The sequence below is a fragment of the Kribbella sp. NPDC051770 genome (genome assembly GCF_040681455.1).
Classification (GTDB): Bacteria; Actinomycetota; Actinomycetes; order Propionibacteriales; family Kribbellaceae; genus Kribbella.
The window spans coordinates 1-13126 of record NZ_JBFAYT010000008.1 but is presented as its reverse complement, the minus strand read 5'-3'; the positions used below and the strand labels follow the sequence as shown (position 1 = coordinate 13126).

Sequence of the window (13126 nt, the reverse complement as noted above, 5' to 3'; positions counted from 1 at the left end):
AGTGGGTTTAGATGGGAGCATGCGCTTCTCGATCAACATTCCGAACTTCGGGGACTTCGCCGACGCCCACACCGTCGCGCGGGTGGCGGTCGCGGCCGAGCAGGCCGGGTGGGACGGGCTGTTCCTCTGGGACCACGTCGTGCACACCAAGGCCAAGCGGGTCGGGCAGCCGTTCGGGGACCCGTGGATGCTGATGACCGCCGCCGCGCTGGCCACCTCGCGGATCACGCTCGGTCCGCTGGTGACGCCGGTCGCGCGGCGGCGGCCCGAGCAGCTCGCCCGGCAGGTCGCGACGCTCGACGCGATGAGCGGCGGCCGGGTCGTCTTCGGCGCCGGGCTCGGCGGCCCGATCGACGACGAGTTCGGGAGCTTCGGCGACGAGACCGACCCGAAGGTGCTCGCCGCCCGGCTCGACGAAGGGCTGCAGCTGCTCGCGGAGTACTGGTCGGGCTCGCCGGTCAACCATGAGGGCGAGCACTATCGCGTGCGCGACGTGACGTTGCTCCCGGCAACCGTTTCGCGGCCGCGGCCGCCGGTGTGGATCGCCGGGTACTGGCCGCGCAAGGCACCGATGCGGCGCGCGGCCCGCTGGGACGGCGCCGTACCGCTGTTCCAGAACGCCAACCACGGCGTCGCACCGGCGGTCGAGGAGCTGCGGGACCTGGTCGCCTTCCTCGACGCGGAGCGCGACGGTTCGCCGTACGACGTTGTTGTCGGAGGCATCAGTCCTGGCGACGCCGCGGGGGCGCGCGCACTCGTCGAACCGCTCGCCGAGGTGGGCGCGACCTGGTGGGACGAGCGGCAGCTGATCACCGGCACCGACTTCTACCGGCTGGAGCCGGTCCTGCGCCGGATCGAGCAGGGACCGCCGCGACTCGGCTGAGCGTTACCACTTCGTCATCCAACCAAAACGCTGGAATCCCCGTCTACCAAGGCAATCACGCAGACAACACCAGGGGGATTCACCATGCGTTCCAACCTTCTCGCCCGCGCCGCGGTCGGCCTCGTCACGGCCGCGGCCGCCATCACCGGCACCGTTCTGGTCGCCGCCCCGGCCGACGCCGCGACGGCATCGGACTGTCTGAAGGTGCTGACCGAGCCGCAGCGCTGGGGGCAGGACGAGACGATGACGACCAAGGGCTCGCTGACCTTCTACACCGGCTGGCCGAGCAAGGCGTCGACCTGCGCGGGCGTCTCGGTCTCGCTCGGGATCAGCCGCACCAACACCCACGACTTCCGCAACCAGAACACCCGCCGGATCGTCGACCCGCGCCGGATCGACCACTACTCCAGCACCTTCAAGTTCGGCACCGACGACTACGGCGACTGGATGATCCGGCAGATCGCGGTCAAGGACCGCAGCGGCAAGCTCGCCGTCAAGACCTTCACCCAGGACACCACCCCGCGCGTCCTGCGGCTGCGCTTCGCCTCGACGATCACCGCGAACCCGCGCGGCAAGCTCGTCCCGAAGAGCGGCCGGCTCGCCGTCCAGGGGAACCTGAAGTCGTGGCACTACTCGGGTCGCCAGGTGAACGTGCAGAAGCAGCAGGTCGTCGTACAGGTCCGCAAGGGTGCCAACGACTACGTCACCAAGGCCACCGCGACCACCAACACTGCGGGGAACTTCGCGACCAGCATCCCGACCGCGGGCCTCAAGGGCTACTCGGTCCGGGTCGCGAACTACTCGAAGCTCCCGACCGTCGGCAACCAGTGGCTGTACCTCGGCACGATCTCCTGACGCGGCGAGCTTCTGAGGCGGCGCCTCGGGCGAGCTTCTGATCGGGCCGGTTGATCCTCGGATCGCCGGCCCGTTCAGTCGTTCAGCGGTCGTGCCACCGCAGGTCGCAGATCACCGGCCGATGATCGGACGGGAAGACCCCGTCGACCGCCTCGTCCGGGATCGCCACCGCCTCGACCTCGACGACCTGGTCCTCGTGCCCAGGCCGGAAGAAGACGTGGTCGATCCGCTGATTCACCAACTCCGGCCCCGCCTCCAGCGGCGCCTGAGGATGCGTACTCGGCAACGTGATCGCGTCGCCGGCACCCCCACCCGCCGTCCACGCATCGGTGAGCAGATCGCGCAGCGGCCGCAGTACGGCGCTCTCCGCCGCCGCGTTCAGATCACCGATCGCCAGCGACGGACACGGCCCATCGGTCCGCGGATGCGTAGCCAACTCCGCCAGCAACGCAGCCTGCGCCTGCCGATCATCGCTGTAGGTCACCGCATGCTCCAGACAAGCCACCTGCACCGGCAACACCCCCGCAGGATGCGCGATCTCCGCGCTGAGAATCACCGGATCCCACGCCCGGTGCCTCGCCGGCATCACCACCGCGTCGTACCGCACGATCGGCCACCGGCTCAACAGCCCGACCCCGAGCTCCCCCTCAGGCGCCGCCGGGTACGACGGCCCAGCGAACCCCGCCTGAAACCCCAGCGCCGCCGCGAACTCATCAGCCTGCGACCTGCCGCCGGACGCCCACACCTCCTGCAACCCCACCACATCCGGCGCGAACCTCTCGATCGTCGCCAGGATCCCCGCCTGCCGCTCCCGCCACTCCGGCCCGAACCGCCACCAGACGTTCCACGTCATCACCCGCACCCGGTGATCCATCACGCCTCCCGACAGTTCCTGTGCCCGGGCCCAAACAGCCCAACCTCTGCCGGCAACTCCTCCAACGGCTTGCCCGTTCCTCCCGCTCGCCTCCCGATGCCGCGCGGGTGCGTACTGCGGCGGATTCCGGGCACCGGAGCGGTTCATCGTCAGCGAGAGGACCCCCGGATGTCTGTCACCGACCGCCTGAAGAACTGGTGGTACGCCCACCAGGTGCAGGAAGGCGACGCCCCCGCCGACACCACGGACCCGCAACGCCGAGACACCGGCGGCGACCCGAACCGGCAGTCCGGCGACGCCCACTCGACCACCGGAACCGGCGTCAACGAAACCTTCGTCGGCCGAGCCGCCGGCACCGACGAGGGCTACGCCGGCGAAACCGGCGCCGAGGCCCGCGCGGAGGCCGAGCGAGACAAGTAGTCCCCGAACCACCGGGCGAGGTGGACCTCGAGCTCCTTCTGGTCGTCACCGATCCACGCGACGTACCCGTCGGGCCGAACCAAGACAGCCGATCCGGCGGCACTGGATCCAGCTGGCCGGAGATCGACGCGATCGGGCGCGCTGGCTCCAGCTGATCGGTGCCCGGCACGCTCGGGCGCGCTGGTTGTTGTGTCTGCAACCAGGTCGACCCGGTCGGCCCACCCTCCTACGTCCAGGCGCCCGGTGCGATCGAGCAACACCCCACGCCCCCGGCGCATCCCGTCATACAAGTTGCCCTGAGCAACTTCCACGTCAGGCATCCGCCGCCCCACCAGCTCAGACCCGTCGCCGAAGTCGTACCGGATGTCGAGCGCCACGATCTTCTCGATCAGCCGGCGATTCACCTCGTCGATGTCCATCAGCTCCGCCAGCAACCGGCGTACGGCCTGAGCCCCAGGCTCGCTCGACAGCAGCTCCCGCTGAGCCCGCGTGTTGTCCAGCACATCCGCCGCGACGGGACGCCGCTCAGCCTCATACGTGTCCAGCAACGACTCCGGCGCCCACCCGCGCACCTCGCCCGCCAACTTCCACCCCAGGTTGACCGCATCCTGCACCCCGAGGTTCAGCCCCTGCCCGCCGATCGGCGGATGAATGTGCGCCGCATCCCCAGCCAGCAGCACCCGCCCCACCCGGTACCGCTCCGCCAGCAACGTCGCATCCCCGAACCGCGACAACCACCGCGGCGAATGCACCCCGAAGTCCGTCCCAGCCACATCCCGCAACCGAAGCTTGAACTCATCAAGCGTAGGCACCCCGGCACCGACCTCCGCCCCCGGCACCACCACCTGATAAACCCCACCACCAAACGGCCGCAAGCTAAAGCTCTTGTCGGTCCTCCCGACCTCCCGCACCGCCTGGCTGACTTCCTCAGCCGGCGCCCCCACTTCCATCTCCCCCATCAACGTAGCCGTCCGCGCCGCCTCCCCCTCGAACGCCACCCCGAGCCGCTTCCGCACCACACTCCGAGCCCCGTCACACCCCACGAGATACCGAGCCCGCACCCGCTCGCCACCCGCGATCTCAACCGTCACCCCGCCGTCGTCCTCCCCGAACCCAACAACCTCAACCCCACGCCGTACGGTCGCCCCCACCTCAACCGCCCACTCCTCCAACAACCGCACCACCACCGGCTGCGGAATCCCCAACAAATACCCGTACGCCGAATCAAGCACCGGCGCCGGCTTGTCGATCGCCGCGAAGAACCCACCCGCCGGCCGCTTCCGCCCATGCTCCAGCAGCCGATCGAGCACCCCACGCATCGCCATCACCTCGAGGCTCCGCACATGCAGCCCGACCACCCGCACGATCGACGCCGGCTCAACCTCCTTGTCCACCACCAGAACCCGCACACCATGCAGCCCAAGCTCAGCAGCCAACATCGCCCCGGCCGGCCCACACCCGACAACAACCACGTCAAAGTCCATAGCCCCGGCAACGTACAAGCCACCCCAACACCCGGTCCATCGCTTTCCCGGGTCGGCGAGGCGGCGGCGGCGGCGGCGGCGGCGGCGGCGGCGGCGGCGGCAGGAGCATCGCACGGAGGTGGGCGCCTCGTGCGCGTCCGCCGGTTGGAAGCATGGTCCGGCGAGGGCCGAACCTTCGGGGTGATGTTGGCGTCCACCAGGGCGGGCCGTGCGGTTGCCGGTCTGCTGATGCCGGCGTCGGTCGGCGGACTACGGAAGGACGAGCCCTTGCAGCAGCCTGACCACTACGACAGCTTCGCCGCTGACTACTCCGCCGAGAACGAGAAGAGCCTGGCCAACGCCTACTACGAGCGGCCCGCGGTGCTCTCGCTTGCCGGAGAGGTGAAGGGCCGCCGGGTGCTCGACGCCGGGTGCGGGTCGGGGCCGTTGGCGGCGGAGCTGCGGGCGCGGGGTGCGGTGGTGAGTGCGTTCGACGGCAGCCCGGCGATGGCGGAGTTGGCGCGGGAGCGTCTCGGCGCGGGCGTCGACGTACAGGTGGCGGATCTGACGCAGCGGCTGCCGTACGCCGATGGCGAGTTCGACGACGTGGTGGTGTCGCTGGTGCTGCACTACTTCCGCGACTGGACCGGTCCGCTCGCGGAGCTGCGGCGGGTGGTGAAGAAGGGCGGGCGCCTGATCCTCTCGGTGAACCACCCGATCGTCTACCAGGCGTTCAACCCCGAGGCGGACTACTTCGCGCCGAAGGAGTTCACCGAGGACTACCTGTTCAACGGTCGGCGCGCCGAGCTGACGTACTGGCACCGCCCGCTGCACGCGATGACCGACGCGTTCACGAAGGCCGGCTTCCGGCTGAGCGTGCTCAGCGAGCCGCCGTACTCCCCCGACACTCCCCGCGACCTCCTGCCGCCGGGCCTGACGGACGAGAAGGCCTTCGTCTGCTTCCTGTTCTTCGTCCTGGAAGCCGAGTAGCGCGCCCGGGGAGGCGGCGTACTCAGCCGCGGTCGACGTCGTAGTGCAGCCGCACGGTTCCTCCGCTGTCGTGCTGCACAGACAACAACCGCAACCGTGTGGGCGCCTCCCCCAGCGCCAGCGGCACCCCGTCCATCACCGACGGCGTGCCCAGCCCACCGATCAACGCCGGCGCGATCGTCAGGTACAACCCGTCGATCAGGTCGGCCCGCAACAGCGCGCCGTTCAACCCACCACCCGCAGTCGACAACAAACACTCGACCCCCAGCTCCGCCCCCATCGCAGCGATCGCCTGCGCGAGATCAACTCGCTCGTCCCCGGCAACCAGGTAACAAATCCCTTCCCGCCGCAGGTACGCCAAGTACTCCACCGGCGTCGCCCGCGACACCAGCACCAGCGCGTCCCATCCCTCGTGCTTCTCCGTCCACCGCACCCGCCCCCGCCCGTCCACCACGGTGAACCACATCCGCGACGGCAACCCCCGCTCCACCACCTCCCGCGGCAAGAAGTGCTCGTACAGCACCCCCACCTCCCCGTCGTACGCCGGCAACTCCTCCGGAGTCTCCCCCTCCGCCACGAGACTCCCACTCCCCTCGAGAATCGCGTCGCATCCGTACTTCTCCCGGACCACCTGCAGCACATCGGTCCCCACCGAGTCCTCCACCTGAACAGTCATCCCCGCCCAGATCCCCGTACTCGGCTCCCGCATCAGCAACGCATCCCGAACCAGCGCCACCTTCCCGTCGACACTCGCCCCCACCCCCACCACAACCCGAGGCCGCTCCACCATCAACCCACTCCTCCACTCGCCGGATCCCCACACCTACCAGCCACCACCGACAACGGTTGGGTGGAAGAGGAGAGGAACGGTGGAGCTGGTCAGCGGAAGTCTCGGGACTTCATCTTGGCGGCCAGTGGGAGTTGTTCGAGGTGGTTGGCGTTGAGGTTGACCACCTGGCCGGTGCGTTGGACTCGGCCTTGGACGATGACGGCGGCGGCGGTGCGGGCGACGGTGGCGTTGGCGTTCCAGACCTGGACGGAGATGACGATGTTGGACATGCCGGTTTCGTCCTCGAGGTTCATGAAGGTGACGCCGGAGGCGGTGGCGGGGCGTTGGCGGTGGGTGATGACGCCGGCGACGCGGACCTGGGAGCCGTCGGTGGCCTGGCGGAGCTCGGCGGCGGACAGGATGCCGGCGGCGCGGAGGTCGTCGCGGGCGCGTTGGACGGGGTGGCCGGTGGGGGTGATGCTCGTCGACCACAGGTCGGCCATGTCGGTCTCGACCTCGGACATGCCGGGCAGCATCGGTGGGGGGCCGGAGAGGGTCACACCGGGGAGGCGGTCGGCGCGTTCCTCGGCGGCGGCGCCGGCCTGCCAGATCGCCTGGCGGCGGTCGAGGCCGAAGCAGTCGAAGGTGCCGGCCGTCGCCAGCGCGTCGACCTGTTTGGCTGTGATCCCGGTACGCCGGACGAGGTCGGCCATCGACACGAACGGCCCGCCCGACTCCCGCTCGGCGACGATCCGCTCGGCATCCGTCGCACCGACGTGCCGCACCTCCGCCAGCCCGAGCCGTACGGCGTACGCACCGTCGCGCCGGTGCGCGGTCGTGTCGGCCGAGGCGTGCGGGTCGAACGGCCCGACCACCGGCTGCGGGTCGACCAGGCAGGCGGGATCTCCGGTCGGCCCGGTGATCTCCTGCCCGTCGACCAGCCACTCCAGCCCGGCGTCGACCCCGGAGCGGTGCAGGTCCGGCCGGCGCACCTCGACCCCGTGCCGGCGCGCGTCGGCGACCAGTGACTGCGGCGAGTAGAACCCCATCGGCTGCGCGCGCAGCAGCGCGGCCAGGAACGCCGCCGGGTAGTGCAGCCGGAACCAGGTCGAGGTGTAGACGAGCAGCCCGAAACTGATCGAGTGCGACTCGGCGAACCCGAAGTTCGCGAACGCCTCGATCTTGTCGTAGATCTCGTCGGCCAGGTCACCGGTGATCCCGTTCGACGCCATCCCGTCGTACAGCTTCGACTTCAGCGAGCTGATCTTCTCGATGCCGCGTTTGGAACCCATTGCCCTCCGCAACAGGTCGGCCTCGTCGCCGTCGATCTCGCCGACCGCCATCGCCATCTGCATCAGCTGCTCCTGGAACAGCGGCACCCCGAGCGTGCGCTCCAGCACCGGCCGCAGCTTGGGGTGCAGGTAGCTGATCTCCTCCTCGCCGGTCCGGCGCCGGATGTACGGGTGCACCGCGCCGCCCTGGATCGGGCCGGGCCGGATCAGCGCGATCTCGCAGACCAGGTCGTAGAACCGGCGCGGCAGCAGCCGCGGCAGCGTCGCCATCTGCGCCCGCGACTCGACCTGGAACACCCCGACCGAGTCCGCCCGGCACAACTGGTCGTAGACGCCGGCTTCCTCCTTCGGGATCGTGTGCAGCGACCAGTCCTCGCCGGTGTGCTCACGGACCAGGTCCATGCAGTACTGCAGGGCGGCCAGCATCCCGAGCCCGAGCAGGTCGAACTTCACCAGCCCCATCCAGGCGCAGTCGTCCTTGTCCCACTGCAGGACCGTCCGGTTCTCCTTGCGGGCGTGCTCGATCGGCACCACCTGGCCGACCGGCTGCTCGGTCAGCACCATGCCGCCCGAGTGGATCCCCAGGTGCCGCGGAAACTTGAGCAGCTCCGAGGCCAGCGTCACCACCCGCTCCGGGATCTCGCCCTGCTCGATCTCCGACGACCAGCCGTCGACCTGCTTGGACCACGCGTCCTGCTGGCCGACCGAGTACCCGAAGGCCTTCGCGGCGTCGCGGACCGCGGACTTCGGCCGGTACGAGATCACGTTCGCCACCTGGGCCGCGTTCTCCCGGCCGTACTTGCGGTAGACGTGCTGGATCACCTCCTCGCGCCGGTCGGAGTCGAAGTCGACGTCGATGTCCGGCTCCTCCTCGCGGGTCGAGGCCAGGAACCGCTCGAACGGCAGGTTGTAGAGGATGCTGTCGACCGCGGTGATGCCGAGCGCGTAGCAGACCGCGGAGTTCGCCGCCGATCCCCGGCCCTGGTAGAGGATCCCCTTCGACAGCGCGAACCGGCAGATGTCGTAGACGATCAGGAAGTACCCCGGGAAGCCGAGCGTCCCGATCACGCCGAGCTCGCGCTCGATCCGCTCGTAGGCGTCCGGCCGCTGGGCGCGCGGACCGTACCGGACCGCGGCGCCCTTCAGCGTCAGGTGCTTCAGCCAGCTCATCGGCGTGTGCCCCTCGGGGACGTCGCGCAGCGGCAGCTTCGGCTTCGCCCGCCGCAGGTCGAACCCGAGCTGCCCGGCCAGCTGCACCGACCGCTCCACCGCGCCGGGGAAGCGGTGGAACATCCGCTGCATCTCCTCCCCCGACCGGAGAAACGCCGTACCCGCTGGTGGTAGCCAGCCGTCCATCGCGTCCAGATCCCGCCGGGCCCGTACGGCGGCCAGCGCCGAGGCGAGCCGGTGGTCCCGGGGCTGCGCGTAGTGCACGTTGTTGGTCGCGACCACCGGCAGCCCGCGCGCGGCCGCCAGGTCAGCCAGGATCCTGTTGCGCATGGAATCCGTCGGCAGCTGATGGTCGGTCAGCTCCACCACCACCCGGTCGGCACCGAACAGCGCGACCAGCCTCTCCAGCTCCCGGTCGGCCGCATCCGGCCCGTACGCCGCCCCGCCGCGCTCGAGCGCCTGCCGCACCAGCCCCTTGCGGCAGCCCGTCAGCACCACCCAGCTCCCGGCCGCCTGCGCCGCCAGCTCCTCCAGCGCGTAGACCGGGCGGCCCTTCTCGCCACCCGCGAGCTGTCCCCGGGTGATTGCCCCCGACAACCGGTGGTACCCGTTGGTCCCCTCCGCAAGGACCAGCAGGTGCGATCCCTCGGGATCGGCGGCCCCGTTCTGCGGGCCGGTCAGGTCGAGCGACAGCTCCGCCCCGAACACCGTCGGTACGCCGTACGCCGAGGCGGCCTCCGCGAACCGGGCCGCGCCGTAGAAGCCGTCGTGATCGGTCAGCGCCAACCCGTGCAGCCCGAGCGCGGCCGCCGCCTCCACCAGCGTCTCCGCCTGCGAAGCGCCGTCCAGGAAGGAGAACGTCGAGTGCGCGTGCAGCTCGGCGTACGGAACTGCCTCCGCGCGCAGCCGGGCCGCCCGCTGCTCGGCAGGCTCGCCGTCCTCGGCCGGGATGTACGGACCGCGGTGCTGCGACCACGCAGGGCTGTCGCCGCCGTCACCCGCCGCGGGGCGGCCACCGTCGCTGCCCGGGCGCGACCGGTTCGACAGCCGGCGCTCCAGCTCCGACCACTTCACCGGCGGGTTGTTGTAGCCCATCGTGTCCTCCTTCTCGACACCACCAAGAGTAGAACATGTGTTCGAAGATGGGTTACGGTTGTGCACATGCTTGGACGGTTCACGGTGCGACCGTCGAACGACGGGGACGGCACCTACGGAGTATGGGACGGCGCGGTCAACGGCTGGCGCGCGAGCGGCCTGGCCAGCGACCTGGAAGCAGAGAGGATGAAGGCGGATCTGGACCTGCAGTTCAACGCGCACGGCCCGCGACCGGCGACGGAGGTCCGCGTGGTGAACCCCGCGACCCCCGTCCAGTACGCCGCAGACTGGCGCCCCGGCGAGCTCGACGCCTGGGTGCTGGACGCCGGCGAGTGGCTCGGCCGGGTCCGGGCCCCCGACGGCCACATCACCTGGATCCCCGGCACCGCGCTGCGAAAACTCGAGCCCTAACGGGCGACGTTGAACCACGCTCGCAGACCCGCGACGCGACGGAGGACGAGCTGGTCGAGCAGCAGCACGGCGGCCAGCGTGATGCCGAAGAGTGGGAGGAACAAGGCGAGGGCGACGACGAGCACGGCCAGCGCCGGTGTCGCGCGCAGCGGGAGACGGCCCCGCGGCGCGCCGAGCGCCTTCGTCTTCGGGCGGCGGCGCCACCACATCAGCGGGCCGGTGACGCACATGAACATGACGCCGAGGCAGAAGGTCGCGGTCAGCCACAGGTTCAGCGTGCCCAGCCGGCGGCCTTCGTGCAGCGCGATGCCCTGCGAGACGACCTTCGCCAGCGCCGGGTAGTCGGCGTACCCGTACGTCGACACCACGCGGCCGCCGTACTGGTCGACGTGCAGCGTGCGCTCCTGGCCCGGGTCGTTGAAGGCGTAGCCGATCGCGGAGTACACGCCCTCGCTGTCACCGGGCAGCGCGATCGTCATCGGGCGCTGCAGTCCGTTGCGGCGGCCGACCTCGATCGCGGTGTCGATGGTCGCGACCGAACGGCGCGCCTCGGACGGGTCCGAGCGCGGCACCTCGGTCTTGCCGAGCCCCCAGGGCACGGTGTGGCTGTGCGGCAGCGACTCGTCGAGCGTCGACGTCGGCTTCGACAGCGCGCCCGGATCGGCACCCCAGAACGACGTCCCGTGACTGGTCGCGAACTCCTGCGTCTTCGCGCCCCACACCCCGGTCCACGGCAGCCCGGACACGATCAGGAACAGCAGCCCGACACCGAGGACCGCGCCCGTCCATCCGTGCCGCGACCGCAGTACGGCGCCTGCCGCACCGGCCGCGCGCCGCCGCGCCCGCGCGACCCGGCCGCGGAAGAACAGGTAGTAACCGGTCAGCGCCATCACGATCGCCCAGCAGGCGCCGATCTCGATCACGTAGTCGCCCCAGCGGCCGGCCATCAGCTCGCCGTGCAACAGGATCGCGCCGCCCGACAACGTGGTGTCGGGGTTGAGCGCGCCGAGCACCTTGCCCTCGTACGGGTCGACGAACACGTCCCGCGGACCGGCCGCGGTGTCGACCGAGAAGACCGTCGAGCGGTTCGGGGCCGACGGCTCGGTCATCGAGACGACGGTGCTGCCGGGGTAGGCGAGCCGGACTTCGTCGAGCTGCGACGAGTACGGCTGCGCGACGATGCCCGCCGGCTGGTCGACCTTCATCAGGTCCGAGTGCAGCGCGGGTTCGATCTGGAAGCGGAACAGGTAGATCAGGCCGGTCGTCGCGAGGATCAGCAGCACCGGGATGACCAGGAAGCTCGCGTAGAAGTGCCAGCGCCAGAACGCGCGGAACAGGCCCGCGCCCCGGCCGCGCTGCGCGGTCTCCGCCGGCTCGGCCCGCGGCGCGACTGCCGTCGTACCGTCGGGGCCCTGTACTCCGCTCACGTTCCACTCCTTCTGCACACGGTCGGAACAGGAGTCGGATCGGGTGGCCGATCAGTTCCCGCGGGTTTCTGTGGTCTGGGCCACAGCGCTGGTTCCGGTACGACGGGCTCTGGGTCGGCGGCGGCGCGGATGCGACCATGGAGCCGCCATGCAGCGACGCTGGGAGTTCCGAGCCGCCCGGGCCGTGATGTTCGCGGCCGTCTGTGTGCTGCTCGCGGCGCTGGGGCACGTGGTGATGTCCGGGGCCGGGATCCCCTGGTGGGCGCTCGTGCCGGGGACGGTGTCGATCGCGACGGCGGCGTGGATCGTGGCCGATCGCGAACGAAGTGTCGGGTTCGTCGTCGTGGGCACGGTGGTCGCGCAGGCCGAGCTGCACACGGTGTTCACGCTCGCGCAGACGATGGTTGCTCCGAGCCACACAACGATGCACCACGGGCACGAGATGCACGGTGGGTCAGCGAGACTGGTCGGCGCCCACGAGATGCCGGGGATGCTCGGCGGCCACGGGTCCGCCGGGATGCTCGCCGCTCACCTTCTCGCCGCGCTCTTGTGCGGCCTCTGGCTCGCCTACGGCGAGCGTGCCGTTTTCGCTGTACTGCGTGCGGTCACTGAGCGACTCGTCCTCCGGCTGCTCCTGCCCGTACAGGTCGTCGTCCACGGACCGCGGCCACGCCCGACCACCTTCCAGCTGCCGGTCCGGCAGCTGCTGCTCGTGCATGCGATCGTCTCCCGAGGACCACCGCGCGGAACCGCTGTCGCCTGACAGCACGCATCACCCGGGCCTGACCGCTCGGGTCAGAGCTGTGCCATCCGGCCGGCTCGCTTCCGCGCGCCCGGCGTACGCCAGGCCGGGCTTGGACTCGAAGGACACCATGACGTCCGCCCTGTTCGAACCACCCGACGACCACTGCACCCATCTCGCCGTCGCCGCGCGCGACGGTGACCGCTACGCCCTCGACGATTTCGTCCGGGCTCTCCAGCGCGACGTACGCCGGTACGTCGCGCACCTGTCCGCCGACCCGGCCGCGGCCGAGGACCTCGCGCAGGAGACGTTCCTGCGCGCGCTGACCAGCCTGCACCGCTTCGAGGGGCGGTCGTCGGCACGCACCTGGCTGCTGTCGATCGCCCGGCGTACGGTCGTCGACGAGCTCCGCCGCCGGGCCTCCCGGCCCCGGCTCGCCGACCGCGACTGGCTGCTCGCCGCGGAGCAGTCGCAGCCACGCGACCTGCCGGGCTTCGACGACGGAATCGCGCTGGCCGAACTGCTCGACCAGATCCCGACCGATCGCCGCGAGGTCTTCGTCCTCACGCAGCTCGCGGGCGTCCCGTACGCCGAGGTCGCCGCCCACCTGGGCTGCCCGGTCGGCACGGTCCGCTCACGCGTGGCACGAGCGCGGACGACGCTCGCGGACCTGCTGGCCGCGTAACCGAAGCAGGCGAGGGCGCGCGTTTTCGCGGGCCCGCCGCGGCCGGGGCA

At 70.6% G+C, this 13126-nt stretch carries 12 protein-coding genes; 7 read left to right on the top strand and 5 right to left on the bottom strand.

Going from position 1 to position 13126, the window contains the following annotated elements; all coding sequences use genetic code 11:
- Positions 1 to 19 precede the first annotated feature (19 nt).
- Together AB0M01_RS25190 and AB0M01_RS25185 are read left to right on the top strand one after the other, a co-directional pair.
- The gene (locus AB0M01_RS25190) at positions 20 to 883 is read left to right on the top strand and encodes an LLM class flavin-dependent oxidoreductase (RefSeq protein WP_363673516.1); all 864 of its coding nucleotides are present in this window, start codon (positions 20 to 22) and stop codon (positions 881 to 883) included.
- Between the two features lie 84 nt (positions 884 to 967).
- The gene (locus tag AB0M01_RS25185) at positions 968 to 1738 is read left to right on the top strand and encodes a hypothetical protein (RefSeq protein WP_363673514.1); all 771 of its coding nucleotides are present in this window, start codon (positions 968 to 970) and stop codon (positions 1736 to 1738) included.
- A gap of 82 nt (positions 1739 to 1820) precedes the next feature.
- Here AB0M01_RS25185 and AB0M01_RS25180 read toward each other — a convergent pair whose 3' ends face one another.
- Positions 1821 to 2612 carry an endonuclease/exonuclease/phosphatase family protein gene (locus AB0M01_RS25180; RefSeq protein WP_363673512.1) on the bottom strand — a complete coding sequence of 264 codons (792 nt, stop codon included), beginning with the start codon at positions 2610 to 2612 and terminating at the stop codon, positions 1821 to 1823.
- A gap of 168 nt (positions 2613 to 2780) precedes the next feature.
- Here AB0M01_RS25180 and AB0M01_RS25175 point away from each other — a divergent pair, with 168 nt between their 5' ends.
- Complete coding sequence (locus tag AB0M01_RS25175) at positions 2781 to 3032, top strand: hypothetical protein (protein WP_363673510.1); 252 nt, start codon at positions 2781 to 2783, stop codon at positions 3030 to 3032.
- Here the strand turns inward: AB0M01_RS25175 and AB0M01_RS25170 are convergent.
- Positions 2978 to 4516 (bottom strand): FAD-dependent monooxygenase, encoded by a 1539-nt coding sequence (locus AB0M01_RS25170; protein ID WP_363673508.1) that lies wholly within the window; start codon positions 4514 to 4516, stop codon positions 2978 to 2980. The genes AB0M01_RS25175 and AB0M01_RS25170 overlap by 55 nt on opposite strands.
- A gap of 267 nt (positions 4517 to 4783) precedes the next feature.
- Between AB0M01_RS25170 and AB0M01_RS25165 the strand changes: the two genes are divergently transcribed.
- The gene (locus AB0M01_RS25165) at positions 4784 to 5485 is read left to right on the top strand and encodes a methyltransferase domain-containing protein (RefSeq protein ID WP_363673506.1); all 702 of its coding nucleotides are present in this window, start codon (positions 4784 to 4786) and stop codon (positions 5483 to 5485) included.
- Positions 5486 to 5507: 22 nt separating this feature from the next.
- On the opposite strand, the gene AB0M01_RS25160 is transcribed toward AB0M01_RS25165, so the two are convergent.
- Both AB0M01_RS25160 and AB0M01_RS25155 read right to left on the bottom strand, forming a co-directional pair.
- On the bottom strand, positions 5508 to 6275 hold the full coding sequence (locus tag AB0M01_RS25160) for a dihydrofolate reductase family protein (RefSeq protein WP_363673504.1): 768 nt from the start codon (positions 6273 to 6275) through the stop codon (positions 5508 to 5510).
- Positions 6276 to 6364: 89 nt separating this feature from the next.
- On the bottom strand, positions 6365 to 9811 hold the full coding sequence (locus AB0M01_RS25155; RefSeq protein ID WP_363673502.1) for an error-prone DNA polymerase: 3447 nt from the start codon (positions 9809 to 9811) through the stop codon (positions 6365 to 6367).
- 66 nt (positions 9812 to 9877) lie between these two features.
- Here AB0M01_RS25155 and AB0M01_RS25150 point away from each other — a divergent pair, with 66 nt between their 5' ends.
- Positions 9878 to 10222 (top strand): hypothetical protein, encoded by a 345-nt coding sequence (locus AB0M01_RS25150; protein ID WP_363673500.1) that lies wholly within the window; start codon positions 9878 to 9880, stop codon positions 10220 to 10222.
- Here the strand turns inward: AB0M01_RS25150 and AB0M01_RS25145 are convergent.
- Complete coding sequence (locus tag AB0M01_RS25145) at positions 10219 to 11649, bottom strand: PepSY domain-containing protein (protein WP_363673498.1); 1431 nt, start codon at positions 11647 to 11649, stop codon at positions 10219 to 10221. The two genes, AB0M01_RS25150 and AB0M01_RS25145, sit on opposite strands and share 4 nt — an antisense overlap.
- A gap of 148 nt (positions 11650 to 11797) precedes the next feature.
- On the opposite strand from AB0M01_RS25145, the gene AB0M01_RS25140 reads away from it, so the two are divergent.
- Both AB0M01_RS25140 and AB0M01_RS25135 read left to right on the top strand, forming a co-directional pair.
- Positions 11798 to 12412 carry a hypothetical protein gene (locus tag AB0M01_RS25140; RefSeq protein WP_363673496.1) on the top strand — a complete coding sequence of 205 codons (615 nt, stop codon included), beginning with the start codon at positions 11798 to 11800 and terminating at the stop codon, positions 12410 to 12412.
- A 109-nt stretch (positions 12413 to 12521) separates the two neighbouring features.
- Positions 12522 to 13076, top strand: a complete 555-nt coding sequence (locus AB0M01_RS25135) for a sigma-70 family RNA polymerase sigma factor (RefSeq protein WP_363673494.1) — start codon at positions 12522 to 12524, stop codon at positions 13074 to 13076.
- Positions 13077 to 13126 lie beyond the last annotated feature (50 nt).